The organism is Caballeronia sp. PC1 (assembly GCF_021353155.1).
GTDB lineage: Bacteria > Pseudomonadota > Gammaproteobacteria > Burkholderiales > Burkholderiaceae > Caballeronia > Caballeronia cordobensis.
In genome coordinates this window covers 848,810-875,809 of record NZ_JAJUBH010000003.1, presented here as the reverse complement: position 1 = coordinate 875,809, position 27,000 = coordinate 848,810, and the positions used below count along the sequence as shown (strand labels likewise).

Annotated in this window: 22 protein-coding genes; 12 read left to right on the top strand and 10 right to left on the bottom strand. The window is 56.3% G+C overall.

Annotated elements, in window-relative coordinates; genetic code table 11:
* Positions 1-155 precede the first annotated feature (155 nt).
* The 3 genes from LY284_RS28695 to LY284_RS28685 form a co-directional block, all read right to left on the bottom strand.
* Positions 156-1,562 carry a zinc ribbon domain-containing protein gene (locus LY284_RS28695; protein ID WP_033535988.1) on the bottom strand — a complete coding sequence of 469 codons (1,407 nt, stop codon included), beginning with the start codon at positions 1,560-1,562 and terminating at the stop codon, positions 156-158.
* A gap of 135 nt (positions 1,563-1,697) precedes the next feature.
* Entirely contained in the window at positions 1,698-2,204 is a 507-nt protein-coding gene (locus LY284_RS28690) for a ribonuclease HI (RefSeq protein WP_375294316.1), read from the bottom strand.
* A gap of 23 nt (positions 2,205-2,227) precedes the next feature.
* A complete protein-coding gene (locus LY284_RS28685) occupies positions 2,228-2,674 on the bottom strand; it encodes a hypothetical protein (RefSeq protein WP_008348890.1) in 447 nt (148 codons plus the stop codon).
* A gap of 1,683 nt (positions 2,675-4,357) precedes the next feature.
* Here LY284_RS28685 and LY284_RS28680 point away from each other — a divergent pair.
* Entirely contained in the window at positions 4,358-5,245 is an 888-nt protein-coding gene (locus LY284_RS28680) for a TniQ family protein (RefSeq protein ID WP_008348894.1), read from the top strand.
* A gap of 153 nt (positions 5,246-5,398) precedes the next feature.
* Positions 5,399-5,773: a hypothetical protein gene (locus LY284_RS28675; protein WP_144403622.1), complete on the top strand. Its 375-nt coding sequence runs from the start codon at positions 5,399-5,401 to the stop codon at positions 5,771-5,773.
* Between the two features lie 877 nt (positions 5,774-6,650).
* On the opposite strand, the gene LY284_RS38980 is transcribed toward LY284_RS28675, so the two are convergent.
* Positions 6,651-6,917 carry a BPSL0761 family protein gene (locus LY284_RS38980; protein ID WP_075644168.1) on the bottom strand — a complete coding sequence of 89 codons (267 nt, stop codon included), beginning with the start codon at positions 6,915-6,917 and terminating at the stop codon, positions 6,651-6,653.
* 509 nt (positions 6,918-7,426) lie between these two features.
* Complete coding sequence (locus tag LY284_RS28670) at positions 7,427-7,966, bottom strand: DUF6471 domain-containing protein (protein WP_033535990.1); 540 nt, start codon at positions 7,964-7,966, stop codon at positions 7,427-7,429.
* A 154-nt stretch (positions 7,967-8,120) separates the two neighbouring features.
* Between LY284_RS28670 and LY284_RS28665 the strand changes: the two genes are divergently transcribed.
* The 6 genes from LY284_RS28665 to LY284_RS28640 all read left to right on the top strand — a co-directional run bounded on the left by LY284_RS28665 (position 8,121) and on the right by LY284_RS28640 (position 15,238).
* The gene (locus LY284_RS28665; protein WP_008348900.1) at positions 8,121-8,627 is read left to right on the top strand and encodes a hypothetical protein; all 507 of its coding nucleotides are present in this window, start codon (positions 8,121-8,123) and stop codon (positions 8,625-8,627) included.
* Between the two features lie 326 nt (positions 8,628-8,953).
* Positions 8,954-9,805: a heteromeric transposase endonuclease subunit TnsA gene (locus tag LY284_RS28660; RefSeq protein WP_008348902.1), complete on the top strand. Its 852-nt coding sequence runs from the start codon at positions 8,954-8,956 to the stop codon at positions 9,803-9,805.
* A 35-nt stretch (positions 9,806-9,840) separates the two neighbouring features.
* Positions 9,841-12,039, top strand: a complete 2,199-nt coding sequence (locus LY284_RS28655) for a Mu transposase C-terminal domain-containing protein (protein WP_008348903.1) — start codon at positions 9,841-9,843, stop codon at positions 12,037-12,039.
* Positions 12,020-13,651, top strand: a complete 1,632-nt coding sequence (locus tag LY284_RS28650; RefSeq protein ID WP_008348905.1) for an ATP-binding protein — start codon at positions 12,020-12,022, stop codon at positions 13,649-13,651. Before LY284_RS28655 ends, LY284_RS28650 begins: the two co-directional genes overlap by 20 nt.
* 150 nt (positions 13,652-13,801) lie before the next feature.
* Positions 13,802-14,491, top strand: coding sequence for a hypothetical protein (locus tag LY284_RS28645; RefSeq protein ID WP_008348906.1), 690 nt, complete (start codon positions 13,802-13,804; stop codon positions 14,489-14,491).
* A gap of 204 nt (positions 14,492-14,695) precedes the next feature.
* Positions 14,696-15,238: a hypothetical protein gene (locus LY284_RS28640; RefSeq protein ID WP_008348908.1), complete on the top strand. Its 543-nt coding sequence runs from the start codon at positions 14,696-14,698 to the stop codon at positions 15,236-15,238.
* Between the two features lie 435 nt (positions 15,239-15,673).
* Here the strand turns inward: LY284_RS28640 and LY284_RS28635 are convergent, their stop codons facing one another.
* Entirely contained in the window at positions 15,674-15,922 is a 249-nt protein-coding gene (locus tag LY284_RS28635) for a hypothetical protein (RefSeq protein WP_008348909.1), read from the bottom strand.
* A gap of 423 nt (positions 15,923-16,345) precedes the next feature.
* On the bottom strand, positions 16,346-17,452 hold the full coding sequence (locus LY284_RS28630) for an IS5 family transposase (RefSeq protein ID WP_008348912.1): 1,107 nt from the start codon (positions 17,450-17,452) through the stop codon (positions 16,346-16,348).
* Positions 17,453-17,588: 136 nt separating this feature from the next.
* Between LY284_RS28630 and LY284_RS28625 the strand changes: the two genes are divergently transcribed.
* Together LY284_RS28625 and LY284_RS28620 are read left to right on the top strand one after the other, a co-directional pair.
* Positions 17,589-18,683: a transposase gene (locus tag LY284_RS28625; RefSeq protein ID WP_081987196.1), complete on the top strand. Its 1,095-nt coding sequence runs from the start codon at positions 17,589-17,591 to the stop codon at positions 18,681-18,683.
* A gap of 181 nt (positions 18,684-18,864) precedes the next feature.
* A complete protein-coding gene (locus tag LY284_RS28620; RefSeq protein ID WP_008348914.1) occupies positions 18,865-19,152 on the top strand; it encodes a hypothetical protein in 288 nt (95 codons plus the stop codon).
* A gap of 50 nt (positions 19,153-19,202) precedes the next feature.
* On the opposite strand, the gene LY284_RS28615 is transcribed toward LY284_RS28620, so the two are convergent.
* Both LY284_RS28615 and LY284_RS28610 read right to left on the bottom strand, forming a co-directional pair.
* A complete protein-coding gene (locus LY284_RS28615; RefSeq protein ID WP_008348916.1) occupies positions 19,203-19,868 on the bottom strand; it encodes a hypothetical protein in 666 nt (221 codons plus the stop codon).
* 213 nt (positions 19,869-20,081) lie between these two features.
* Complete coding sequence (locus LY284_RS28610) at positions 20,082-20,735, bottom strand: hypothetical protein (RefSeq protein WP_144403624.1); 654 nt, start codon at positions 20,733-20,735, stop codon at positions 20,082-20,084.
* A gap of 712 nt (positions 20,736-21,447) precedes the next feature.
* On the opposite strand from LY284_RS28610, the gene dcm reads away from it, so the two are divergent.
* On the top strand, positions 21,448-22,788 hold the full coding sequence (gene dcm / locus LY284_RS28605) for a DNA (cytosine-5-)-methyltransferase (protein WP_144403625.1): 1,341 nt from the start codon (positions 21,448-21,450) through the stop codon (positions 22,786-22,788).
* A 1,874-nt stretch (positions 22,789-24,662) separates the two neighbouring features.
* Complete coding sequence (locus LY284_RS28595) at positions 24,663-26,021, top strand: type II toxin-antitoxin system HipA family toxin (RefSeq protein WP_008348921.1); 1,359 nt, start codon at positions 24,663-24,665, stop codon at positions 26,019-26,021.
* A 112-nt stretch (positions 26,022-26,133) separates the two neighbouring features.
* Here LY284_RS28595 and LY284_RS28590 read toward each other — a convergent pair whose 3' ends face one another.
* Complete coding sequence (locus LY284_RS28590) at positions 26,134-26,403, bottom strand: hypothetical protein (RefSeq protein ID WP_144403626.1); 270 nt, start codon at positions 26,401-26,403, stop codon at positions 26,134-26,136.
* Positions 26,404-27,000: the final 597 nt, after the last annotated feature.

Here is a 27,000-nt window from a genome sequence, read left to right as displayed (position 1 = left end):
ACCGAACCGACTCGGGAATGATGGAGTCGGCAACTATGCGTACCGTTAGCGACTGCGACTTTCCATCTCTGGTCGCGGCCTAGCGACAACCACAACCGCGAAGTGTTGGGTTTCCGGATTTTCGTGTGGAAACCGCTCCACACGTAAGCTTCCTTTCACCTCACCGAGGCTGCCCACGCACTAAAGTACGGATTGGAAAGTCTCGGGTCGGCAGGCCTACCCCGAGGCCTGGTGAATCGCTCAACGTGCTGGCGTACCAACGCGCTGAGGAGTGCATCGCGTGACGCCCGCCCGGTATCTGTTAAGCCCGGAGAACGTCTCCGGACCAGATTCCGTGCGGCATTGACGTCGGCGTGCTGACGATGTCCGCACCACCGACACTTAAACCTTGCCTGTGCGGTGCGATTATTTTTGTCCACGTATCCGCAGGCTGAATCAGTCTGAGATGAGTACGCGGCGATGACCTTGGTGCAGCGGATGCCAAAGCGTTCCTCAAGGTCTTTGAGCTTCGCTTCGATGAAACCGCGACCCATGTTGGAGATCAGCCGGTTTAAGCGGCGGCTCAGACCGGGTGCTTGGAAATCCAGCCGCTCCACGATGACCTCCGCCGGCGCCCGCACAGCAACGAGCCGGTTCAGACAGCGGTTGACTTCGCTTTTGAGCCAACCACGCAGCGCGCTGACACGTGCGCGATATCGGGAAGAATGATTGGGCTTCAAACCCCGCTTCTGCAGATACGCGGCGAGCTCCGTGATACGGCGGTCGTGATAATCGAGTTTGGAGCGCCACTGACGGCCGACGAGGTCGCCCTGGTCGGTCGCCAACAGCGTGTTCAGTCCGAGATCAAGCGCGAGCGCTTCGCAGCGCGGCCGGTAGGCTGCGCGTGACGCCGCAAATGCATCAGTTACGTCGGTCAGAATGCCGACGCCGAATGAGCCATCCTGTCGCTGGTTGACTTGCACAGTCAGTGCGCGGTTGCCCGCGCGGGTGGTGAAGTGCGAATACGTCTGCAGCGGCAAGTCAACCCGCTTACCCTTGTCGAGCGTGGACAGCCGGGCCCACAGCCTGAAGTGGGAGGCATTCCGTGACGGGGTGATGCTCACCGCGCGCTGGTCGATAACCATATTCACCCGGTGAAGGGCCGGCAGTCGGTGCCGCTTCATCACCGCGCGAAACAGGTTTCTCGCGAGCCGCCGCACCGCCTCGGGGATGGTCGAGCCGTCACGCATCACTAGCGGCACGGACAAGGTCTGCCACGCGCGCCAGCGGTTGATGAAGTGGAGTTGATGCCGGGTTCTCTCGTCCAGCGACGAGCGGTTGACCATCTCGCTGAAGTCGTTCTGTCGGTTCGACATATACGACTCCAGGGCACCCACCACCTGATGCCGGATCATCTGAACGAAGGCGGCTCCGATCTGGTCCTGTCCTGTGCGGGTTTTGAGTCGTGCATCGAACACCCCGTGTTGATAGAATCTGCGCCACTGCTCACGCCCGTGCAGCACGGCGACCCGACGCCACGCGTGCAGCAACGCCGACACGCGCGCATGCTTGCCGCGGTTCATCGGCGAGGCGAGGACATCACAACGATAGAGTGTGCGGGGTTTCGAAGACATGCATCGTCTAACGACGCATGTTTATACCGGCCATTCGCGTCTATCTTACAGCCGTCCACACGATAGTCTGAATAGCCGAAGTGTTTAACTCATCGCATCTCTAGCATCTTGTTCAGCTTCAGACGACGCTTTCCGGGCTAGACGATCTGCCCGTTCATTGACTTGATGTCCAGCGTGCCCGCGGACATGATGGAAGGTGACGGATGCGTGGCGGCCTACAGCATCGGCAAGACACTGCCAATGTTCAAGGTTTGTCTTTTTCCGGTATTGGCCACGCATAGTCTTTACGACATAAAGCGAGTCTGTGAAAACTTCGACCGTTGCTCCCTCCGGTAGGTCATTAAGTCCATAAGCGGCGGCCCTAATTTCGGCAATCTGATTGGTTGCGTATCCAATAGCTTTGAAGCCTTCGTGCACCACCTCACCTTCGTTCATAACGACCCAACCGCACCCAGATGGTCCCGGATTTCGGATGGTTGAACCGTCGGAATAGACCGCGAAACACTTTGTACTGATTTCTCCGGAGAAACCAACGGAGCGAACAATTGGCGTGCTGGTCTCCAGCGCACATTGCTCATTTGCGAGATACACCGCTACCTTATGGCTTCGTTCGCTCACCAACGCATCAACTGCTGCTCGAAGGGCCCGTTTTGTCGTTCCATTAGGTGTTCGATGCCAAGCAAGCGCTGCATGTACGATATCGTTGGAAAGCGTCGTCGAAGCTTTAATGTTAGGAAAACGCATAAATTTTCAGCCAGATGTTTTCGGCAAAGCGTGCGTATGGTCGAGCCGTCACGCATGACGAACGGCACGGACAAGGTTTGCCACGCGCGCCAGCGGTTGAGGAAGTCGAGTTGATGACGAGTTCTCTTGTCCAGCGACGAGCAGTTGACCATCTCGCTGAAGTTGTTCTGTCGGTTCGACAGGAAAGAGTCCAGCGCGCCCACGACCTGTTGCCGGATCATCTGAACGATGGCCGTGCCAATCTGGTCTTGTCCGAGTTTTGAGTCGTGCTTCGAACGCCCCGTGTTCGTAGAACCCGCGACACTGCTCACGCCCATGCAGCACCGCGACCCGACGCCACGCGTGCAGCAGCGCCAACACGCACGAAAATTGCCGCGGTTCATCGGCGAGGCGAGGACATCACAACGGTAGAGTTTCCGGGGCTTCGAAGCCATGCATCGTCTAACGACGCATGTTTATACCGTCCATTCACGTCTATCTTGCAGCCCTCCACCCGATGATCCGAATAGCCACGAGATTTGTTGGCGACGCGCGACTAGTCGTCATCCCATCCTCTTTGCAGTTCGCAGATTCAGGATACGAGAGCAGCGCTCCTGGTGCCCAGCACTGTCAAAACACGCCATCGTTGTCAGTTGCCTCGAACGAGGCACAACAATCAATCGAGCGCAGTATGATGGTCGTCAAGGTCGTCCCAACGTGCTGAGCGTGTCGCCCTCATTTCCGTTGCGACCTCAATGATGTGTTAGGCGGCTCGCCGTCCTTCCTCAACGCGAGAGACGAAAATGTCTTTTTTGACCCAGATCGAGTCGTTGCTAATTCAACGTGGCCTGACGTTGGATCAGCTCAGTAAACGCCTAGGCGTGTCATCGTCTGATTTGACTTCGACAGGACCAGATGACATGTCAGCGAGAACGTTAGACGCGCTTGCAGAGGGCGCAGATGCGGAGTGGATCCTCGTTCCGAAGGAACATGCTCGTGGAGTTCATCGTCTCATGGAGAGTCGAGGTTTGGAACCCGATTATTCCGCGCCGACTGCTGCGGAACTGTACCTCCGGTCAATTTCAGACAAACGCTGACCTAGACTCTAGACTGTTTCAGCTTAGAGACCTGCCTACGTTGAGCATTTAGATTCGCGTCGAATCGTCCGACTCCTCTCCGGGATCGGGTGATTGACCTGTCGACGACGTCCCGAGCCGACAGGATCGTAACGCTTACTGACATTCCGCCGCGAGCTCCTACTACAAATGGAAACCGTCGGTTAAGCTTCGCGGGCCTTCGCGAAAAGCCAAGCCTGTCGTCCAGGCAGGCCGGATCCGTTGTTAACACAACATTCTTGGATTGTTTGAGAGACTTTTGAGCTTTGGGCAAGGCTCCCCCTAGGACCTTAGTCCTATCAAGAGCTTTGCCCAGAAGCGGTTGACTTGGACTGCCGAGCCGACCTCTCACCCTGGGGCCCCGGCCAGCGCATCGCCGTGACTTGGTCAGACTTTCCGAGGCCATGCGCGCCCCGCCGTTCCCCCTCTAACCTTGCCCCCGGGGTGCACCCAGAACTCCCGCTTAGTGCGCTGCGCTGGTCGCGGTGTGTTTAGCCCCCTCCTCCAGCAATCAGCTTAGGGAAGCGGTTTTATACCTTCCCTAGCTGCGAGGCGGAATGCTGTCGCTCGTCGGAATTCGCACGACGTCGCCGTGCCGCGGTTTGGTACCTCAAGCGGCGCGGTGCATTCGCCCCCGTCATCGATTTCGCATCTCGAATTGTGCGTAAGATCGTCGATAAACTTCGTTCAGTCGTTAGTATTACGTAGTTTTCCAGCATTGAAGAACTCGCACATTGAAGTAAAGGACCTAATATGAAACATGACTCGCGCCTTACCACGTTCGCGCCCATGCACCGGTCAAAATGTGTGAGCCATGAGTCAGCGGCGGTTACGTAACCGGTTCGTTGAAAGCCTCGCGCGCATCAGCGTGTTCCTATTGGGGCTCACTTTGATGAAGGTGCGTCAATGCTTCTACCTCGACCCTATCCAGACGAGCTGATAGGAAGCCTGCTGGTTCGGTCTTCTCGTCGGCTGGGTGTAACAATCACCCAATTGACTCGGTTGGCCGGAATTGCACCCCCAGAGAAACCTTCATTCGTTGTTCCAGGCTACTTAGCACGCTTGAGCGACTTGGCCGGGGTGTCGGCGGAAGAGCTCTTGATCAAGCACACTGTCTTTCCTCTGATCGCTTTGACCTCTGACAGCGTAGAGGTCAAGCGCCTCAGAGCCGCGTCGCTAGAAAAAGATTGGCTGTGCTGCTTCGCTGCGTATCGCGCTCAATTCCCGCGGCACCCCGGGCACGTTTCGGAATTACGCTTCTGCGTTGCATGCGCTGCTAATGATGCGGTCCAATTCGGCGAAACGTACTGGCATCGCACCCATAACCTACCCGGCGTTCTCACCTGTCCCGAGCATCTTTCCAGGCTTACAGCGACGTCCACGTTTCTCTTATCGAGCATCACCAACAAGTCGAGCGCCCTGCCCGACACTGCACATGGTGTGAGGCTCGAGCACTATCCGCCGCGCCTGTTACTTCGACATCTTTCAAACGTAGCTACCGACGCAATGGCTCACGGCTCCAGTTCATGGGTCGACTGCAGCGACGAGTACGCAGCAGCTCTGCGCTTCCGCGGCTATGACGCCATCGATCGCCGTGACGTTCGACTTCAGCTGATGCACGACTGCGAGACAACCTATGGAAAACCTCTTCTTGAGCGACTTGAGCTTCCGTTGTCGACTCCACTAGCACAGAGCTGGGTTGTAAAGCTAATTCAGGGGAAACAATTACGACGACAGGCAGTACTGGCGCATGTTCTACTGCGCAACTTTCTCGCAATCGACAACATAGCGTAGGGAGATTGCCCGACAACCCGCACCTCCATCCATCCCTGGCCCGGAGCCCGCTCCCTAGGTCCTACGCTTCCTCAATGTGCTCACAATCGCGCTAACAACCTCCGTGATGTCAAGACCTTCTCGGTCCAACTGTACAAACCGAACGTAGCTCCGTTGACCGGGAAGCTCGATCAGAGTGCGACTAGTGAAACCATCAACGGTCACCTCCATCCGAGCGTCAATCGTGCTGTCTGGGGAGCCGGCGGGTTGACGCGCAACAAACACAGTTGCATTGGTCAGGAACGGATAAGGGCCATCCGGTTCAATATACCCGCCCGCCTGCATCGCTCCTTCGACTCGTTTCCACACATCGCGCCTTGGGTCCACTTCATCAATGGCAACATAGACCGTTGGCAATCGCGCTGGTGGCGCAGAATGGTGCCCGGCGAATATCTTGACCGCGGTTCGAGTCCATTCTGCGGCCCACGCGGCAGCGGCTTCACGAAGCAGCCGGAATCGACTTCTTTCTCGGAGCATCTCAAGCGGTGATAAGCCTCCTAGACTTGCGAGACCAGACACCAGAAAAACAAGTCTGGCGGCTGCTGGCGAGGGAACCAAAATTCGACAGAGTAAATGCAGCCGACGCCTGCCAAGTGAAGGGTCGGCTAAGATTAGGGGATAGCGTTCGTGCCCGTCCTCTTCTAACGCAAACAAACTCCCTTTCGCGACAAGAGCATCCAGGCATTGCCCAGTGATACCGACGCGCACGCAAAAGGCATCACGCGAAAGAAGGGTCATGCAATCTGACGCAAGAGTGTTCAACTTGGGCTGGCTTTCCAAAAGGACGTTCGACACTGTTGGTGCTCCCTAACCGGCCTTGGCTGGTGCCGACGTAGACAGCATAGGAAGTTCAATCAATGCGCGCGAAGGCTGAGGAATTGGTGCCGTGCCAAGGTACAACGGTAATACAGTGCCGCACGATGAACCCGAGCATCCAAACCTATTCGTCGAATGCAGCGTCTAAAACTCGCCGAGCTACGGTCACAACGTCATCTCCAATCACGTAGAACATACCTTCGATGGAACGGTTCGATTGTTTCGTAGATACGACTGCGCGGGTCCGATGCGTATCGCAGGTGACATCGATGTAGACCATCCTAAGCACTCTCTCACCGGCGGGCGCACTCTCAACTAACTCGTGTACGTATATCGTGAACCGATTGGAAACAGGATAGGGCCCACGCGGACGGCGCTGCTCAAAGGCACGGAAGGCCCGTTGCCTTAGCGACCCACGTTCTTCCTGTGATACGCCCTCGCAGACAAGCGTGAAACTTAAGGAGCAGCCATGGCCGAGGTAAATCGCCAGGGTCGTGGTCAGTGGAAAAGGGCACGGGTCGTCCCGGTAGCTATCGCTCATTGACCGGCTTCACCGTCTCTCTGAACGACGTTGACAGCGCATTAAGCTTGCAGTCTGTCGTAATGGCTGAAGTTGCCTCTCCGCCGGCCGCGACCAGATTTCTGGAGCAATGGATGCCGACTCTGCCAACTCACACTCAGACGGGAAATGTCTGAGTAAAAGCAGCGCGTAGGTCGCCAGCAGCCCCGGAATCGTGACTTCATTGCCGCTCGCCAACGTCTGCAAGAATTCGCGTGTTTCCAGTACAGCATATGTCCGTTCACATGGAGTAGTCATGGCCCGACTCCGGTTCGTACATAAGGGTAAGGTCAATGGATTCCGCAATGTGATTTTTTGTGCACCATTCGGTCCATAGGTACTGTGCGACGCCGGTGGAATCGCAGTCACCAACTAACCGGTAGCGGCGACCGGAAAAGGTACGTCCCAGCCCAGTTCGCGAATCGAATTCCTCGATCGCTGAGCTAACGCGCCCGTTGGTTGTAGCGATATTCCGACCGATGAAATGACATGTACCGTCGGGGACTATCGCCATGACTTGCCACTGGACAAGACAGGTTTCTGGCTCGATTGATACGGGTAAACAGCCCAGAGCAGGCATCAAAGCCCCCACGGAACGCGACGCCAAGCCTCCATCGCCAAAATTAGGGCTAGAGAAGTTGCAAGCGAAGCGATCGAGACATCGAGAGCATCTTATTTTGCTTTTAGCTCGCGACTTTGCGTGTGATTCTACACGCGATTCGAGTATAGGCTAACTTTACGTATTCGCAAAGGGCGGACACATCGGCTCACGCGCTCTGCTTCCCTGCGAGCGCCGCACCATTGAGTGCTGAAACGTCCAAGAACAGGTGAACACCTTCAAAGCGGCACACAGCTGCACACTGGAAAAATAAGGTCGCGGGAAATGAGCCGTCCTCTACTTGAGCACACAGCACATCGGGCTGGACGTCGACTCCAATCTCGCCAAGGCGACGTGCGAGTTGCTGCCAATCAAGCCAAGGCTGCTGCGCAAGTGCGTCCTTCATAATCGAACAAGCGTATGCCTCCCAAGTCCCTTCATCCTGGAGAACGCTTGCCCAGCTGGGTGGGACGTCGACTCGAGAAGCGGAAAGCGCCTGAAGAAAGAAAGCGAAACGAAAGGTTCCGCGCTGTATCTTCCCCTCCACCGATCGCGCCGACTCGGTAACTCCCATCCGAGTTAACTCTACTGCGAGTTGTGCGTAGCTGACGTCCTGTCTCGCGAGCGCGACACGGACGGCACGTGACACCAGCTTGGCCCACGCCGCATCTAGTTTCTCCACACTTCTCGTTTGATTTTGCGTCGACATGTACTATCGTGATGTGTAGAAACGCACGCGCACTCTCTGTAAAAGTCAAAGACCCATAAGAGAGAACCGGCTTTCGCGCCCTTCGCACGAGACGGCCCTTCGGCCGCCGCGGGGAATGCGCGTCGCTTGGCAGCAAACCTGAGCGCTGCTTCTCATGAGCACTGTCCTCTACCTTGGCGTGGAAGGCCTATTCTTCAAACGGCGCTCCGGTGTAGCCTTTCAAAAACAATCTTCTGCTGCGTTCGCCTCTCAGAACACCGAGCTGCTGAATGGCATTGTCGATATCGTCCAGGCCCTGCCCGATGTCGATGTGGTGTTGAATTCATGGGCGGTAGCCGACATCGGCTTCCGCACAGTGCTCAGCATGCTGCCGCACGAGCTAGCTACACGAACCATCGGCGCCACGCTACCCGGCAATCGCAAGCATCGAAACCCGAACGACAGACGACCCCGTGTCGACATGCTCCGAGCTGATATCAGTCGGCGCCAGCCTGAGCGTCTGGCGATCGTAGACGCCTTCGCCAGTGCGGTCCCATTCGAATACGCCTCGCAGGCCGTGATACTAGACTGCACAGGCTCAGCGCCAGTTACCGAAATTACGACCAAGCTCACACATTTACTGAAAGTCCACTCGACGAACCACCCGGCGCCCGAGACCTGAACAGCGAGTGATGATCGTCCCATATTCGCTTCCCGCGCAAATCCGACCCTAAAACGAGCACAGTGTTGCCGCCACGGCAGTGTCAGGCAATAGGCTGTCCGATTTTAGCTGACCGCGGGGTCACGGTGTTTGTCGCCTCAACTATGACAGATTCCTCGCGGTCGTTGAGGCTGCTCAGCCTCACTAAAACACGTAAACCACCGTCGTCTAAAGCCTGAGTCGTGTGCATCAATCTAAAGCGCATGGCTCGACCATTGCCATAAAAACACGGTGCTATATGCCTCAGGAACGCGGGTCGTAGCGTTCCATCAATTCAAGGAGAAGGCATGCCGCGGGGAATCAAGATTTGGACTGAAGAACTCGTCGCTCGTCGAATTCGCGAAGGTTTCGGCGATGGCGAGGGCGCCCAGTATAAGCCGTGGGTCGGCACGGCCGACTTCTCATCGTTGGGGCGAACCCATCGAGCCTACAGTCAACGATTCGGCCGGACGATCGAAATGGTTTCCGACGTCGAGTGGAACACGTTCGTGTTGCTCGAGTACGCAAGGAACGTCACGGCAGTGTATGAAGGCTTTCCTCTTCCCCGAGAAACGACGTTGGAGCTTGCGGCAGCCCTCGGAATCAAGCATCCCTATTACCCAGGTACATCTGTTCCCACGGTCATGACTGTAGATTTTCTTGCAACCCTTGAGGACCAGCGCGGTACTCGGCTCGCGGCCTTTGACTGCAAACGCACGGAAGACGCCGAGAACGAGCGGGCAATAGAGAAGTTGCAAATCACTCATGCATATTTTGCCGGATGCGACGTGAAGCATCACCTTGTATTTCACTCGTCTCTTCCGATGCAAAAAGTGCGCAACATCGAATGGGCTCGAGGTGCGATATGGAAACCCGGTCAGACTTCACCGTCCCTCGAACAGCTGCAAGAGCTGTGCAGCCTCATGAAGCATGAATTCTCGAACTCGTCGCGGCTCGACTCGTTAGCCCAATACTGCAATGGGTTTGACCGCCGCCACGGAGTGGAGTCTGGTCTTGGACTACGGGCTGCTCGCATCCTTCTCTGGGAACAAACCCTCCGCTGTGACTTGAACGTCCCTCATCTCGATCAAGCGCCTGTCAGCAGCTTCTCTGTCTGCGGTGGTGAGCAGACTGCGTTCAACCGCGTTTCAAACGCCTGAAAAACCCTCCAACCTCCGGCACTGCCGTTACCCTCATGTTGCTCAAGAACGATATTTTCGATGCTGCCGATCACACGCGTTATCGCGTTCTCTCCATTGACCCTGAGGGCCATCGCGGGTGGGTCATACCCGTGAGTGGCCTTGGTCGGTGGCCTGAGTATCGAGACTTCGGCGTTTTGACCGGTCATGTTTCCATCAAGGCGCTTCGCGGGTCGGACGGCAACCACCAACCTGACCTCGCGTTTTATTCAGAGACAGCGCGAAAGCGAGCGTACAAGGCCTATGACGCTATCGAGCCCCTCATCAACCATTCTCAGATTTTCGTATCCTCTGCTCGAGGAGCCTTAGTCGAGGCGCGCGCGAAGGAATTGGGCATATCTAAGACTACACTCTATCGATATCTCCGACTGTATTGGCATAACGGGCAAACGCGGCTTGCACTGATTCCTGACTTCGACAAGATCGGGCGCTCGAACGAGAAATTGACTGCAGGCCGCGGACGTCGCCCGAAGGATGGCAAGTACCGCACGTTCCAGATGACGCCAGAAGACGTCGAGAACGTTCAGACAGCAATCAAAAAATACTACCTTGACGGCGAGATATCGACTCTCACAGGCGCACACTTCCGCATGCGAGAGCAGTTTTACTCTTTCGTTGATGGCAACGGCGCACGATATTTGCGTCCGGACGGAGAGTGTCCTTCGGTACATCAATTCCGGCACATTGCCCGAACGAAGTTCACCCTCACGGAAATCCTCCGGAAAAAGCGTGGGTCGAAAGAATTTGACCGTGAACATGGCGCTCACCTCGGCAGCGCGCTCGAAGAGGCTGTCGGGGTTGGCCACATCTACGAAATCGATGCAACCATCGGTGACGTGTTCCTTGTTGCGCTGGAAGACCGCTCGAAAATTATTGGAAAGCCGACTCTCTATCTAATCTACGACCGTTGGAGCCGACTCGTTGTTGGTTTTTACGTTGGCTTAGAAAACGCCTCTTGGACAGGGGCAATGCTTGCGATTCTGAGCGTCGCGGCAGACAAGCAAGCGTTGTGCGCACAGTACGGTGTTACATACAATCCAGAGGATTGGCCTGCCGACGCTACGTTTCCGGAAAAGTGGATTGGCGACCGCGGAGAAATGAACAGCAACAACAGCTATCGGATTTGCGACGGAATGCAGTCAATTGTCGTGAATACTCAGTCCCTTTTGCCGCATCGAAAAGGCACTGTCGAATGCGGGTTTAAGCTGCTTCATGCATCAATAGCAGATGTGACGCCTGGGTACGAGCCGCCAATGAACGCTATCAAGCGCCGGCAGCGACGCTACTATCAGGATGCATCGCTGACCTTGGACGAATTCACGTCAATCGTCATCAAGCATGCCATTGCGCACAATCGAAAGGTCATGAAGGGTTATCGATTGGAGCCTCGGCACGTGCTGTCTGGTACTCCTGCGGTGCCGCTTGATTTGTGGAATGACGACGTCACACGTCGCAGTGGTGCACTCGCGCGCTATGACTACGATTTTCTACGCCTCCAACTGCTGCCTAAAGACAAGGCGACCGTGACGCAGGACGGAATCAAATTCAAGCGGCTTGTATTCGATTGCCCATCGGCAAACGAGCTTGGGTGGTACGTACAAGCGGGAAGGCGAGGCAACTTTGCTGTCGAAGTATCGTATGACCCACGCTCGGCCGACTCTGTCATCGTCTACAACCCTGCGGACCGTCGACAGACGTTTGAGTGTAGGCTTGCACCCGCAAGCAAAGAGTTCGCCGGCTATTCGTTCGCCGAAGTCGAGTACATCTTCCGTCGAGCCGAGCTGAACAATTTTGAGAATAAGGCTAATGCCGATCAGGCAAAGGCCGAGCTGCGGCAGCACATCCGAGGTCTAAGCGAGGCTGCGGTCGCAGAGCGCAAGCTTGCAAGCAAAGGTAAGTCGCGTTCAGGAAGACGAGCCGATACCGCATTCGCGCGCGCAGCCGAACTTGCTGCTCGAAGACGTGAGGACTCAGCGATGCCGGCAACGTCTCTTCCCCTTCCCGCCAATGTCATCCCGCTTCAAGCAGTAAACCCGATACGTACAGCCTTCGGCGAAAACGTTGATGCGCAATCGGTCCATGACGTAGAACCGAACGTCCCCGCAGCTCCTGCTGCACCGACAACCTCATCACCGTTGCGAGACATGTTACGCCGGAAGGCACAGGAGAAGCTTAATGCACGTGACTCGAAATAAGGTCGTTGTAGAGGCACAGTACACGCCGCAGCGTATCCCGCGTTACCGTGGAAACCCCCTCATAGAAGCACTGCCGCCCTCTGTCGATGACGACACGCTTATTGACAGAATTATGGTCGCCCCGGACTTCGACGCGGAACAGCGGGATTGGGAGACCCACGAGAGACTACAAATGGTCGCCGGACTGTCGTCGTTCCTGCGGCCCATGGAACGTCATGTGCAGCTGGCACGTGCCTTTGACACCCTTATCCGCTCCGGATACGTGGGAAGGCGTCCGTCATCCGTGGAGCATGTCCACGTCTTCCAAAACCTGTACCAAGCGATGCAAGCCGGTCGAGCCTTCCACGCTCCTTACCTTCCTCCTACCGAAGAACAATTGTCGTCAAGAGTTATCGGAATGTCGGGCACGGGGAAGACCACGGCAATTCGCCGGATTTTCTCGTGGTATCCGCCGGTGATTCACCACGAAAAGTGGCACTGTTACCAGATACCGTACTTGCATATCGAGGCTCCTCACGACGGCTTGTCGACGAAGGGGCTCGCCGCCTCCATCCTCCGCAAAATCGATCAGCTAGTTCCGGATGCGGACTATTTTGGGATGCACGTCAACAACCATCGCAGTAGCGGCGAATTGCTGCTGAATCACGCGGCTCGCGCCATGCATGACCATTTCGTCGGGGTGCTCGTTGTCGACGAAATTCAAAATTTGCGCAACGCGGGCACATCGAAGCAGACGCTCATGTCTGCCCTGGTCACCGCCTCCAATGAACTCGGCGTCCCTATTGTCTTCGTCGGCACGCATAAAGCGTCCGAACTGCTCGGGCTTGATTTCAGGCAAGGCCGCCGCAGCGCGGGGCATGGCTTCCCGACTTGGTCAACCTTTCAGTCCAGCGGCGACCTGTCCAACCCTGGCGAATGGGAGGACTTCCTGCTCGAGTTGTTCGAATACCAATGGATTAAGACGCCCGTGACTTTAACCCAGGGCCTGTCAAAGACGATGCTGGCGTGCTCGCAGGCAGTGCCGGACATCGCAATCAAGCTTTTCGCCTGTGCTCAATGGCGGGCTATGCTCGATCGAAGCGAGACGTTCACGGCAGCGACAATTACATCAATCTTCGGCGCCGAGCTAGAGCCAGTCAAACGCATGCTAGATGCGATGCGCACGGGCGACACGCAGGTGTTGCGCGCGTATGAAGACATCCCACCGCTTCATTTGAGCTCGCTTCTAGAAGACAGCCTCGCAAGCTTCGAGGGTTCGCGTCAACGTGGCGCGAGCGTTCGACCTGGAGATAACGAGTTCATCCCGGCCGTTGCAAGAGTGCTTCAGCAAGCAGGCATCGACGACCAGCGAGCAGCTTGGGCCGCGAAGAAGGTCGATACCGCTGGGAAGGTCACAGGCGTCGCGGCTGGAGCAGAAGCGGCGTTAGCGTTGACAAAGCCACGCCCACCCGCGAAAAGCAGCAAGAAGAAAACGGCCGAGGCGCTCATAACGCTCGCCCCCGACGACTACCGTCACGCGATTCTGCAAGCAAAGGCGAGCGGTACGACTGCTTTCAGTCATCTGGTAACGATGGGGGCGGCGTGCCAGCTGGACGAGGTTTTGGGCCTCTGAGGGTTCACATCGGCTTTCTCAGTTGAGCAGCTTTGCGGGGCCAGACGAGGCGGCCCGCTAACAGGCTAGCAACAGTATCGAAAGATGTGGGAAAAGGCTAAAACGGATCCCTTACACGCCGAGCCTAACCACACTGCAAGGACACAGAAAATGAACCAAGCCATCAACCAAAATGCAAGCCGTAAGAGCGACCGCATCGTTATTGTCGACAACGTTGCGTTGTTCGACGAGCTCGCAACTTGTGCGGAGCATGCCGGTTTGACCGCGTGCGCTGCCGTAGCCAAGGTGTCTCTCCCGAAAGAGTTGCACCAAGCGATTCCAGAGACGCACGTTTTGGCTTTTGCCGTTCCTTCCAATGAAGAGATTGACTGGGACGCACAAGCCGCGGACATGCTCGTCCCGCATAACGAAATTGACTTCGAGCACCGCCAGGCAACATCCTTGTTTCTTCTCGGGAACGGCCCCGTCGCCTTTGAGCCGAAGTACGGGTTTCAACCTCTCTTCGGCTCCGACGGCTCGCTCTTCGTATTTTTCCTGCATCGAGCCACCACGTATTTGGTTCGCTACAGCTATAGCGAGCGTTTCCTCAATACGTGGGAAGCCCTGGATGCGTCAGCCGGAGAGAACTATCAACACGACGACGAAAGAGCGGCACGAAGCATCATAGTCCTTGGGTCACCCGTCAGCGGCGCGGCCGATAACATCGCTATTGTACCGGCCGCGTACTTTGAAATTGAAAGCGATGGGCGGCTGTCTCAGTACTTCGCTTCGGCACGCATTCGGTCGAGACCAGACTTTTTCGCGGCGCAGTGCCCTGACGCTTGTTCGTGGAACGATTAAGCGTTGCCAGTGTACGAAGCTCGGTCGCGCACGAAGGCCTTCGCTGAACTCTTATTTCGCGACCGTCGCGCCACGAGCTCGGCGGTCGTTTCTTCGCGGCACACCGCCAAAGGACCGCTCAGTCAACCGCATAGAGTGTCACGTCAGCGACGAAAGCCCGCCGCTCACTACACGCGAGTGCGTTTCAAAGAAAGGACGGCATCAATGCAATCACATCAGCGAAGCAGCGGAAAAACCGTTCTTCCGGGCGACTTGGAAAGCGGCTTTACGACGACCAATGCTATTGAGCTCATTCGAGCGACCGGCGAGTCAGGAAGACGTCGAACTTTCACACTTACGGCCCGAGACCTTCCGGTTGGCGCAGGTCGGCAGGACGACAGTTCGCCCTACGTCGCCGTTCTCGCAGAGCCATCAGACATCGCTAATGTCGCAAGTTATTTTGTAATCAAGTGCTATGGCCCCCCTGAAGAGCCGAACCGGAATGTCGTGCTCCTGTTGGGAAACTCGCCAATCGCGCTGGATTTTGACGCACTCGAAGTCAGCCTGCTCGCTCGGCAATGCTTTTCAGTTCTCTTCGTGCATGCGGTCGGATGGACGGTCGCTCGGTTCGATGTCGCGGACGGTGACCGGCTGCGATTGCTCGCAGCCCTGTTTGGGACATTTGGGGATATCGACTGCAAATCGTTCAGCCAGTTAGAGTCGATGCTACCGGACAATGTCCGATACGGCTCGCTCGACGTTAATTGATTTATCCCTTGTGCGTCCCGGGCCGCTTACCGGCTGCGTCGCGAGACAATGCCGAACGGTCTGGGTCTGAACAACCTCTTTACAACGGACCAGACCGACCGGATCAGCCAGCAGTGAGACTCTAGACTGAAAAACTAAACGGTCGCTCCGCCCGTCTAAACCGCTACCTTTCAAAGCGCGGCATCTGGCCAAACATGTCGAAGCGATACCGCGAGTGCGAGAGCGTGCCGCGGGTCGGCTGAAAGCGAGGTCAACCGATGCCTGAAGCGGCTGGTCGCGCACGCGCCCAGGGGGACTGTCGTTGAACGGCGAGATTTTTTCACCGTGTCTGAGCGGCCGGCGAACAGGCTAGTCGCGAACCTAGGACGCAGCGCGATCGAGGCGAAGCTCCGGCCGGTCGTGCGCTGGTCGACGGTGCGAAGACCTCGTCGCGCATCAGAGGCCGGGCGGCTCGTCCTCCTCTTTCTGAGAACCAAGCCACTCCTTCGCTTTGGTGAGCTGCTGCTTTCGGTAGGCTAGGACATCCTCGGTTCGCACAAACATCTCAGCTCCGTCGCGGTGATGCAGCCGAAGCATTCCCTGCTCAATCAGCTTTATCACATGAGGCCGCGACACGAAAAGCAGACCTGCGACTTGAGCGACGGAAATTGTACCGTCCCCTGCGTCGTCCAAATTCGATGTCATTTCTCCTCCTTGCCCCCTGACTTCAGCGCATTCTTGATACAACCTTCTCACTCGCAAATTAGCACAAACGTCGGCCCGCCCGTTCGCGGGGGGGCCAAACGTCCAAACCGAGGCTACGTCGGTTGGGTAGGTGTTTGGCTGCCATAGGCCCTCCCGCGGTAATTTCGCTTCACTTTTTAGCTTACGATCGCGTGGACATTAGCGGAGTCATTCGATCGTTCGACTGCGCCGTCATCCGCTCAATTTTTTGTTAAGTCATCCAGCCATATGGATACAGTCATTTTAGCAGGCTGTTGAAATATCCCTCTTCGAACGCGCGCTCGTCTCTCCGAGAAGTTCGCGCGTTGCATTGTTAAGAGTGAATTGACTGCGATTGTTCTTTATCAGGTGCTGCCGATGCCGCTTTGCTTCTTGCGTACTCTGTCAAGCTGCCCGAGCGGCAAGAGTTCGCATACGGGTTAAGTTGTACGCTGCCTGGGTCAGCAAGAAGAGCTGGTCGACTCGCTTCAGACCTCGGTACATCGCCTGGCGAATCCTGCCGACGGTCTTGCCCCATCCAAATACCTGTTCGATGCGCTTGCGTTTGCATTGACTGATTGCGTAGCCGGGCCATCGCGTCGTTCGAGCGTCAATCGCGGAACCGCCCGCGCGTGCATCGTTTTGCGCCACATGCGGTGTCACATTGTTCGCGCGGCACATGGCCACGAAGCCGGCCGTGTCGTAGTTCTTGTCCGCACCGACCGTAATGGACGAACCGGCAAATCGCGCAGCATCTGCAAGCATCGCTGCTGCCGCATCCCGCTCAGCAGTGCCGTTGGCCTGCGTCACCTGTGCATTCACCACGAGGCCATGCCGGTTATCGGTCAGCACATGACCCATGTAGCAAAGCATCGCGCCCGTGCCACGACTCTTGCGAAACAGTCGCGCCTGAGAGTCCGTGCTGGATTCATGTGTGTCGTTGCTACGCTTCTCACCGCGCCAGTTCTCCTGAGAGCCGGCACCGCCGTCAGACGGCGAGTCATCATCGGGCTTCTGCCTGGGCACAAAGCTCTTGTGCCCGGCCCAAGCCTGAATGAGCGTGCCGTCGACGCTGAAGTGCTCACCCGACAGGTGACCACGCGCTCGCGCTGTTTCAACAGTCTCATTGAACAGACTGACGATGACATCATGAACCATCAGCCGGTCGCGGTTCTTACTGAAGGTGGAGTGGTCCCAAACCGCGTCGTCCATCGCCAGTCCGACAAACCATCGAAACAGCATGTTGTAGGAGATTTGCTCCATCAGCATGCGTTCGCTTCGAATCGAATACAGCACTTGCAACAGTAGTGCGCGAATCAGCTTCTCCGGCGCGATGCTCGGGCGCCCGCCCTTTGCCTCGCTCTCGTACATGCGCGAAAAGACCGCGTCCATGCGACTGAGCGCTTCGTTCAACCACAGCCGAATCGGTCGCAAAGGATGGTTGGCTGGAACGAAGTCATCCAGCTTGGACATCGTGAACATCGATTCGGTGTAGCCGTCCGCTCCGCGCATCGTCTCGGTCTCAGTGGTGTTCGATTCTTTGATTCAACGTTTCTCTCTCTTGCAAGGATGACTCGCGGCGAGGGTATTTCAACAGCCTGTTAGGTCAGGCGGTCACTATACGCTCCATGAACTGAGGAGCGACAGCATGTGGCTGCAATCGATTGAACGCAAGAACGGGCGATTAAAAGGGAAAGTAATTGACAACGAAGGTAGCGTAGATTGGGTAGAGGCATCTTCGTTGTGGCGGGTCAAAATGCGAGAGTCTGGTAAAACCAAGCTCACGCTCACGACAAATCTCGACGATTGGGAGGTCTCAGACTCGGCGGAATACCTAGCCTTTTCAGGCGCGCATTACTGGGCCCCGGGTGACTCTCACGAAATCTACGTTGCTCACCATCTAGGCTTGCGCCTGCTGATTCCTGCTTTGGCTTTAACTAAAGCGCTATTTACGCCGAATGCTATCTTTTTCAGTCATCTTTATCGTCCGTCAAGCGTCGACCAACTTGTCGCGCCGGTACGGCAGGCAACAGGCCTTGTTGGCGCCCCGGTACGTCGTGACTTTGGCCGCCTTATAGGGGCAGCGTCCGGACCAGCACGAATGCAGTGGACGTACTGTTTTCCGTCGGCACGTGAGGCGTTTGCTTCTGTCTACGCGAACGCTTTGCGCGGAGCGATTGGCCTTACATTGCCGAAGCTGCTCGCGGATGCAACGCTCACTGGCTCGCTTCATGGGCAAGTTTTTGTCGCGTCAGCGATGTCCCTGCAGCGCTTGGAACCGAACGAACACGCTTTCACTTGGGCCGGAGAACAACCGACTCAATTCATACTTTCGGCTGCAGATCGCCTCGGCGCGCATCTGAATCCGGTACTGAAGAACTCGGACCTTATTGAAGGACCAAATGGCTGGCGCCTCGCGAACTCCGAATGGTCGCAATTAAAACATATAGTCCGCCCGTATTTCGTAGAAGCTACTAAGGATGACCGAAAGATTGTAGATGCGATACTCATCAAACTTGCGACTGGTATGGGGTGGCGCAGTGCGAACGGGATGTTAGGAAGTGCAACGAAAGTTAGTACCTTTTACCGACGTCTTCGACAGGCCGGCCGATGGGAAGAATTTGAAGCATCGCTACTCCGTCTTCGGCGGGGAGACGAGTTAGTCCCGTTGGAGCCAGGCCGGCACGCCGCTCTATTCACGCACAACCCGAGAATAAGGCTGCGTCCACGCAAGCGCGCATAGTTTGATTGCGGAGCTTGTCGACTTCGACGTGGAAGCGCCCTCATAGTCGGCGCGCGTGGGCAAGCATGCCCGTTGCTAAGTCGGCAGATTCGTCATCTTAGAGAGGAAGTGCGTGCGGAACTTTTCAGACGCAGCTCACGAGGAGTCGCGCACACGGCATCCGGCAAGGCGTTTCTGGACCATGCGCGGCTCACGCTCGCACAGCTTGGTGACGCCGTCGAATCCGCGCGCCGCGCGTTCAGGCCAACGTGTCTTCGGGCTCGGCAGACGATTAGGATATGCAGTAGCTGCCGCGCGCGAATTGATTCTGCGCGGCAAGTTGCCCATTATCGACGTCCTGGTATCGAGCGGCTACTCGCTTGATTTGCCGACGCCGTTGCACAAGTCAGAAAAACGGGACTGGCGTCAAGACAATGATGCCGGCGCCTTTTATGACAACAGCACCGAAATTGCATTGCTTAGGGAATAGCACAAGAAAATCGCGACTAATCAAAGCCGCGACTTATAAACGTTTTAGCCTCAGTGCACCGACATACTCCCCTCTGCCATAGCAGACTCGCCACGCCTTGCGCTGCCGTTCAAGTATTGCTGTTGACGGGGGCTGACAAGTACATTAACGACGACTTGCTGTAAAGCGGTACCGGGGATATCGGTGGTTGCTTGGGCAGCGACAAATCCGTTGCTTGCGACATCACAGACTAAGTCGAAGAATTCTGACGACGGTTCCGGTCGAATGTCGCCTTTGAAACGGTCGAGCGAGCTCCTTTCCGGATTGTAATGCGCGACGAGAAAAGCCCTTTGGTCAACGTGGCCGACTACTAGCGCGACCTGTTTGCGCTTTCTCCAAGCATCGATCGCGCGCCACACTTCCCCATCAGACATATCTGCAAGCCAGTAAAATTGCACGCCGCCAAGCTGGAAACGGATGGTCATAATTTGCATCGTGTCGCCCACTTTCGAGCGGGCTTCCATACTTCCGAAGCCAAAACAGGTCGGGATGCTTCCGATTTGGTGTGGCTGCAGAAGCGCGGCTAATTTTTGAGAGTCGACCGTTGCATTCAGCACAGGCAGATTGCCCGGGAGTTGCTTCGCCGTGCGAAACACAGATTTGAAGCTGGCGTTCGGGATAAGGCTACTGAGAGCGACCGCAGAAGAAATGGTATCGAAATGCGTATTTTTAGACATGGTTGAATTTTCCGTTTGTCCTGTTAGGTGCAGCCAGCGGTTCCCAATCTGTTTTTCAGATCGGGACCCTGCTGTCAGCAGCGTTGAAAGTGCTGCTGTGACATTAAGCGAGTGCATGAACAGTCGACAAAATCTAAAATGGTGTCGCGTCGCCTGAAGGCAGCGAAACGGTTTTAGGCGTGCGACTCTCCCTCTAAATCACCCCCACCGCATTCAATGACGTGTGAATGTTCCTTGCCTTGCTTGCAAACCGCTCGCAACGGAGCTTGTGAGGCCCAGGTGTTTTTCCATACTGCCCGGCAGCAGCAAGTTCACTGAATGGCGATGACTCGATGCGTCTTCGCCTAGGGCGACGGCGCGTTTAAGACGGTTTCCAACCGCGACCATGGCCACCAGCAAATCCTGCGAAACGTTCGGTTCCGAATGGCCTTTACGGGGTTCCAACGATGCTGTTTGCGACGGGATATTAAAGTCCAGCATGCCGAAGATGCAGTTGCACGGCGCAGTATCCGGCAGCAGAAGCGCGAAAGCACTTTCTCCCCGGCTCCTCCAGCTCTGCATTGCGGCCCAAAGTTCCGGGGTATTCGCATCAGACAACCAGTGAACGTGAAGCTCCGATGTCTTGAACGTTAGATGATGCAATGTGGCTGATGAATGCGGCACCACTTCAGACGTGAGCGATACGGGAGTGTTTGCGTTCAATGCGACGTCTAAAGCGACGTAGTCGAGATGGTCAAGCGTCGCAGTTAAAACAGGGAAATCCGCGTCCAAGGGACGGGCTAGCGGGAATTCGTCTCTGAAGGGCCAAGCTGCGGCGATTCCGCCTAATGCAAACAACCCCATGTCTTTATCGCGTTCAAATTTCATATCTCACCTCAAGTTTGTCTTGTCTACCCGGTCGTTGACCGGTTCTGGAATCACCTAGGGAAGCAGTCGCTGTCGTGTAAGCGACGTTGCTTCTGAGACATATAGCGATCTACGTCGCAATCGCCTTTCTAAAACGAAAACGGATGTTCATCTAAAACGGTTGGAATGCCACGAAGCAGCGCCGCGAGCGCTTCAAACCTTTGCAACGCGTTTTAGGTGGACGCGAAGCCGTCCAGAGATGTGCCGCCTGTCTTGATTAAACGTCTCAGAGTTAGCGGCGCTATTAGACCCGTAGACCCCGCGCTGGTAATTGCAGTTCTACAGTAGCTTTGTGCGGTCACCTAAGTAGTGCTCTCCGTAACGATAGATACGAAGAACTTCGCCGCTGCCAACGGTCCCTCGAGGGAGTCGAGCAACAAAGGATTCCACCGGCAGCCTACCGTTGCACCGAAATCTGAAAGCACATAAACAGCGGCAAGAGCGCCGTCCACCTGCTCACGGATCAGTGCCGCCTCGACGTAGTCGACCGCGATTGAGCCGGTTCACATCGTCACCCGACGTCGAAGCCGCATGCGCAGCGCCTAAAGCTGCTGCGCGGCCGGCGTTTCTCCAATTCTCACCAGTGAAAACCTAAAACCAGCAGCGCGCTGACGACTTGGAGCGTTTAAACACCGCTCCCTTAACTGGACACCTCCCCAACTTTGGAAAAACGGTGTCTTCAGTTAATTCTTCAATTCGTCTCAATACAATGGAACTCTTTGCAGGTGTCGGCGGCTTTAGACTCGGTCTCGAGCGGGTACATGGATGCCCGTTCCACGTCAATCTCAGCAATCAGTTCGAACCCAGCCGCAAGGTACAGCACGCAAGCAACGTGTACAAAGCCCGCTGGTCGGGTGACATCCACCTGAACGAGGACATTGCGACCGTCTTGAGTTCCGACGCAGGACGCGATGCCATCCGCGTTGCGGACCCAGATGTCGTGGTCGGCGGCTTCCCCTGCCAAGACTACTCTGTCGCCAAACCGCTCTCGAAATCGGAAGGCATCGCGGGTAAGAAAGGCGTCCTCTGGTGGTCGATTGCAGAGTTGCTCAAGCAGCGACTTGCCGACGGAAAGCCCGTCAAATATCTCATTCTCGAAAACGTGGACCGGTTAATTTCGTCTCCGGCTCTCTGCCGAGGCCGAGACTTTTCCATGGTTTTGTCCACGTTGTGCCAGCTTGGGTACGCGGCCGAATGGCGTGTAGTGAACGCCGCGGACTACGGATTTTCACAACGTCGACGCCGTACTTTCATCGTTGCATATCACGAAAGTACTGATGTCTTTCAAAAAGCGAAGCGAGATATGAATGCGAACCCGGTTGACTGGTTTGCACGGTCTATCCTCACTCGCGCCCTACCGGCCAATCCTGTAAATCAGTACGATAGTACGGCCCCCGCTTTTCGCGTACGCAACGACCCGTTCCAGGAGCAGATGTCGTATCGAGCGCTTTCGAATGGCAAAACGCGTTTCGAAAATGCTGGCCTGATGCTCGATGGCTATGTATGGACTTCGCAGGTTAAACCTGCCGTGCTTACTGATTTTTCAGAGTTCACCGGCTGTATTGACGCATTGACATTGGGAGATGTCGTTCGTAAGACCGGCCCTGTTCCGACAGATTTCTACGTATCTGACGCTGACAAACCCAAGTGGATGGTAGCAAAAGCGGCGAAGAAGGCTCTCCGCGTCAAGGATGGGTTTGAGTATGAATACTCGGAAGGGGCAATGGCGTTCCCGGACCCACTCAACCGACCTTCCAGAACCATTATTACATCCGAAGGGGGAACCAGCGCAACACGGACCAAGCATGTCGTGGCGAGCCAATCGGGAAGGCTCCGGCGACTAACTCCGGATGAGCTCGAAGAACTCAACGGGTTCCCGCGTGGGTTCACCGACGTCTCCGGTGTCAGCGACGTCGCTCGCGCTATGTTAATGGGCAATGCCTTGGTAGTGGGGCTGGTTACAAGAATCGGGGAAGCACTTTTCCACGGACACGTAAGCGCTGCTCAAAAGTGACCGGAAGGGGTGCGACTAAATTCTTGGACTGAATTATTGTTAGCGGCACTCCGGAATTGATACGCCTTCTAACGGCATCGGCACTTCAGTTTTGACACATTAGGTTGTAGTGTTACTGCGGTGCCGACCGCACTGTGTTCGCGCTGTTCTCCTTCATCGTAGTTGTCTATTTCGACCAGATCCGCTTGTCGCAGGGTCGATAGTTCTTGCGATGGCTACAACATGAGCGTGACACAACAGTCGATCGAGCATGGCGGCGGCGAGCGCTGCGTCATCGGTGAACGTTTAGTCCAATTGCCCAAAAGAATATTGCCGATTAACAAACCCAAAACATGCTCGTGAAATCGAACATTAGGTGAGTTTTGTGCGATTTAACGAGCAATTCGCGCAGTCATTTTGGATGCCGCCTCGATTCGTTTATGGTGTTCGTTTAATTGAGCACACTGGCGTTCCCTGATGCTTCTTCCGTGAACGACGCCAAACTAGCCGGTGCAGCCGCGTCGCGTTGAGCTTTTTTCAGGTCAGCTTGCGTATTTTTCGGGTTCGCCTATAGTGTTGTCACAGCGTGAGTTAACTCACGCCAAACTCGGGCCAAAAAGTCAAACAAAAGACGCTCGGTTCCCCAGCATTCGTCATCGGGCCTCCGGAAAGCATGCATCTCCGCTGTTCCTCCTAGATGACGCCTCTTGCTCTCGTCGTTGATTGCGACGCCCATTGTCGGTCACGCTTTGCATAAAGACTCTTACCCTAAGACACAGCTGGTTTGACGACCAAAGGGCATCTTGCACTCCGAGCATTGAGGGCCGGTTTTATCGCGCTTGCTACGAGTGGCAGTCCGACCAATCAAGAGGTCTTCCCTGCTCACCGTTACCGAAAGGCGGATTCGGGCTGTGCGCGAAGCGCGCTGGCTGCTCGAGATACTCAGTCAAGGCGAACAGCACAGTCACTACCGTAAAGTCTGTCAGCTTGCTGCGGCAACGGCAGCGGAGGCATGCCGCACATTCTTGAAAGTCTTCGAAGCGCCGACAAGATTTGGTAGCCGCCCGAAAGTTGTCCTTTGTTCATGACGGCAATGGAAAGCGACGCTAGACGGCCCATATGGGGTCGCGCGCTCGAAGCGCCCCGTGCGCCGGAGTATTGCTACCCCCATCAGGCGCCCCGGGCGCGGCGGACACTACTCATCCTCATTGAGCGTCACATGGCCGGTCGCGGCCTGGCGGAGGTAGAAGCATGCGTCGACGTGGAGATAGACGCCACTCAAATCCGCGCCACGGTCGCGAGTGAGAGGGAGCACCGTGTGACTCTGCCATCTGAACTGCAAGACAGACCTATGATCATTGCCGAGGTTGCAGACGCTGTGGTCAGCAACCTTGCAGCCCGGAAGTCATTGCCGGATTCTTGAGAGCATGGAGAGGACGCCGACCACGAACCGTCACAAGCACATCGCTGAGCTAGGAGATACACCCGACCCAGAGGCGATGCGTCCAGTGAGGCGAGCGCGACGCCGTCTTGTCCGCACACACTACCTGCTCACGGCATTCCTATTCGAGAGGCAGGCAGACGCGTCATTCGGAGCGCTGCGCGAGCGAGTGCGAGATGGGACTGTCGTCAAAGTGCACATCGGGTGCCGCGCGCTTTATCCCGCGCTTTTTTCTCCGTCAAGACAGATTGGCAGCAAGGATTGCGCGTGTGATCCAAACGATGAATCCTCGACAAGACCTGAGGACAACAATCTTCGAGCTTGTCTACGCGTTCTAGAGTCTCGGCAACAAAACGCTGCCGCAAGTCATGCGGCGCAACGCCGGATATCGAGCCGTGCGTCAGTACGCACGCGCAGTCGGCGCGTGACCGCTGTTCCGATGTGGAGGCATCTAATGAATACCCAAACAAGCGAGTTCGAGGTTATCGCGCACATTGGTGGCGAATGGGAGCCTTGCGGTCAGCTATCGATGACTGAGCAGGCCACGGTACTCACTGGGTCCGCCTTCAAATATGCGCGCCGCTATCTTGAACGCGAAGATGCGTTCGATGTCGACCCCGTCGCCCTATCACTCAGATACGCTACCAGCATCGCCGGAAGGGTGCTCCACCCACCCAATTTCCTGCCGCAGTTCGGCGGCATCCGAGATGCCATGCCGGACGCTTGGGGGCGCCGAGTCATCGAGAACAAACTTAACGCGCCCCTCAACGGGCTCTCAGAGTCTGAATATCTTCTGCATTCGGGCCACGACCGCGCCGGCGCTTTGGACTTCAGACCTGCTATCGCCCCGCTGGAGCTGACCGAGCCAGCTAACCTGGGCTATCTGCCGGAGTTAGCCGAAGCAGCCGCACTGATAGAACACGGGCAGCGGGTCCCGAGCGACCTACGGAGCCTTTTCGATTGCGGTGCGAGCCTTGGCGGGGCTAGGCCGAAAGCGGCCGTCCGCGACAGGGACGGGGTGGAGTGGATTGCAAAATTCCCGAGCGTCAACGACCGGCTCAATGTGCCCGCTATCGAATGGGCAACCCAGCGGCTCGCTACGCGGGCCGGACTCAGCGCCGCTCTGGTCATGCTTCTCGAAATCGGCGACCGACACGGGCCGCTACAGCACGTACTTGACCGGCGCCACGTGATGCTCAGCCGCCGCTTCGACCGACGGCGGATGTATTATCCAGAGTGCCCCGAAGCCAAGACCCAGGCAGGATGGGAGGTTTACCGCATCCCCTATGCGAGCGCGCTGACGCTCGTGGGGTGCGACGAGATGAGCTCGCGGCATTGTAGCTACGGTGACATCGTTAGAGCGATGTATGCGTTCTGCAGCGCAAAGGTGACGAAGTCAGACGTAGAGGAGTTATTTAAACGAGCAGTCTTCGACGTATTTGTGAGCAACGACGACGCACATCTGCGCAACACGGGATTCATCTGGGATGCCTCGGTAGCTGGCTGGCGGCTGAGCCCAGCCTTCGACCTGATGCCACGACCAAGTGTCGCAAGCGACCGATATCTTCACCTCTCGCTAGGTGCCAGCGGCCGTCACGCCACCCTCGACAACGCGGTCAGCGCGTGCGGCGAGTTCGACATTTCGGAGGCTACAGCGTGTGAGCTGGTTTCCGAGATCTGGGAAGTCCTCCGAGGATGGCGACAGAGCTTCGAGCAGTATAGGCTCTCGGCTAGGGACATCGCCGCAGTCGCCCCGGCTTTTCGCCACATTGACGACATAGCGAGTCGCGAGCTACGTCGGAAGCTGCCATGAATTGTATGGCCGTTTCCGTGCAGCCGCGGACGCCAAAGTCAGCGGCGCGCTGGCGGCCCGGCTTTCCCGCGAAACATCACGTCACTCCGCACAATCGCCTACCTTGAAACAGTCACGCGGCCAAGTGGTCATCAAACCGCCGAGGGGGTAGTCTCGAATCCGCAATCAAGTTTGCAACCGCCAAGACAATATCGGAGTCTCCATTTCCGCGATTGAGCACCGAGCGTGGGCTCAACTCTTCGCAGTGCAGGCAGCACAAATAAATAGCATTGAAGGCGGCCACTATTTGTGAAGATGGCAGACTTATGAGCATGCGGCTTTCTTCCAAAAGCGCAGCTGCCCGCGAAAGCCGCGTCGAAGAAAATTGTTCTTTTGCTGTCATCTCGTCCTCTGAGGGCCTGAAGGACTTCATGAACTGGCGACGCCGACCCACGATGTAATTGCTTACCAGGCGGTCCACAACTTTGTCAGACGCCTAGCAGCTCAAACAGGCTGCGGTCATCGATACGCAAGCACATGGATTTCGACGCGAACAGAATTCCCAACAGATCTGATTTCCCGACACATGACAACTAGCCCCAAGCTTGGCAGTGGCATCATCGAAAAAGATCGCGCGGCATCCACTAAGATTGCAGCCTCCATAGAAGGGACGCCATACCTTTCTCGAAATCTGCGTGCAAGCTGCGATCGAAGCGAGAAACACCGCGGCTATCACTGCAATTCTGCTTTTAACTCAAGAATTGGCGCGGAACTCAGCGCGGGCGAAGTATAGACTATCGGTGCGAAATTACCCGATTAGCGTTGCCCATCAGGTAGCCTGCCGATAGCCCACCCCACAACATTGCGCATTGAAGTCTTGGTCCCAATCGTGACGGGTAAAACCTCCTGCCTGTTCAACGCGCGTTTCTCGGCTTTGGCCGCAGCCGTCCTCTCGAGACCGCCCCGATTAGCCCACTGATGTGAGCTTGAGGCTTTCGAG

Excerpts from the sequence above, each read along its gene's own strand:
- LY284_RS28640 (WP_008348908.1), top strand. The coding sequence starts at position 14,696 with ATGCAATCACATCAGCGAAGCAGCGGAAAAACCGTTCTTCCGGGCGAC.
- LY284_RS28650 (WP_008348905.1), top strand. The coding sequence starts at position 12,020 with ATGCACGTGACTCGAAATAAGGTCGTTGTAGAGGCACAGTACACGCCG.
- LY284_RS28635 (WP_008348909.1), bottom strand. The coding sequence starts at position 15,922 with ATGACATCGAATTTGGACGACGCAGGGGACGGTACAATTTCCGTCGCT.
- LY284_RS28655 (WP_008348903.1), top strand. The coding sequence starts at position 9,841 with ATGTTGCTCAAGAACGATATTTTCGATGCTGCCGATCACACGCGTTAT.
- LY284_RS28595 (WP_008348921.1), top strand. The coding sequence starts at position 24,663 with ATGAATACCCAAACAAGCGAGTTCGAGGTTATCGCGCACATTGGTGGC.
- LY284_RS28625 (WP_081987196.1), top strand. The coding sequence starts at position 17,589 with ATGTGGCTGCAATCGATTGAACGCAAGAACGGGCGATTAAAAGGGAAA.
- LY284_RS28695 (WP_033535988.1), bottom strand. The coding sequence starts at position 1,562 with ATGAACCGCGGCAAGCATGCGCGCGTGTCGGCGTTGCTGCACGCGTGG.
- LY284_RS28610 (WP_144403624.1), bottom strand. The coding sequence starts at position 20,735 with ATGAAATTTGAACGCGATAAAGACATGGGGTTGTTTGCATTAGGCGGA.
- LY284_RS38980 (WP_075644168.1), bottom strand. The coding sequence starts at position 6,917 with ATGACTACTCCATGTGAACGGACATATGCTGTACTGGAAACACGCGAA.
- LY284_RS28630 (WP_008348912.1), bottom strand. The coding sequence starts at position 17,452 with ATGCGCGGAGCGGACGGCTACACCGAATCGATGTTCACGATGTCCAAG.
- LY284_RS28615 (WP_008348916.1), bottom strand. The coding sequence starts at position 19,868 with ATGTCTAAAAATACGCATTTCGATACCATTTCTTCTGCGGTCGCTCTC.
- LY284_RS28680 (WP_008348894.1), top strand. The coding sequence starts at position 4,358 with ATGCTTCTACCTCGACCCTATCCAGACGAGCTGATAGGAAGCCTGCTG.
- LY284_RS28685 (WP_008348890.1), bottom strand. The coding sequence starts at position 2,674 with ATGGGCGTGAGCAGTGTCGCGGGTTCTACGAACACGGGGCGTTCGAAG.
- LY284_RS28590 (WP_144403626.1), bottom strand. The coding sequence starts at position 26,403 with ATGACAGCAAAAGAACAATTTTCTTCGACGCGGCTTTCGCGGGCAGCT.
- LY284_RS28645 (WP_008348906.1), top strand. The coding sequence starts at position 13,802 with ATGAACCAAGCCATCAACCAAAATGCAAGCCGTAAGAGCGACCGCATC.
- LY284_RS28665 (WP_008348900.1), top strand. The coding sequence starts at position 8,121 with ATGAGCACTGTCCTCTACCTTGGCGTGGAAGGCCTATTCTTCAAACGG.
- LY284_RS28670 (WP_033535990.1), bottom strand. The coding sequence starts at position 7,966 with ATGTCGACGCAAAATCAAACGAGAAGTGTGGAGAAACTAGATGCGGCG.
- LY284_RS28660 (WP_008348902.1), top strand. The coding sequence starts at position 8,954 with ATGCCGCGGGGAATCAAGATTTGGACTGAAGAACTCGTCGCTCGTCGA.
- LY284_RS28620 (WP_008348914.1), top strand. The coding sequence starts at position 18,865 with ATGCGCGGCTCACGCTCGCACAGCTTGGTGACGCCGTCGAATCCGCGC.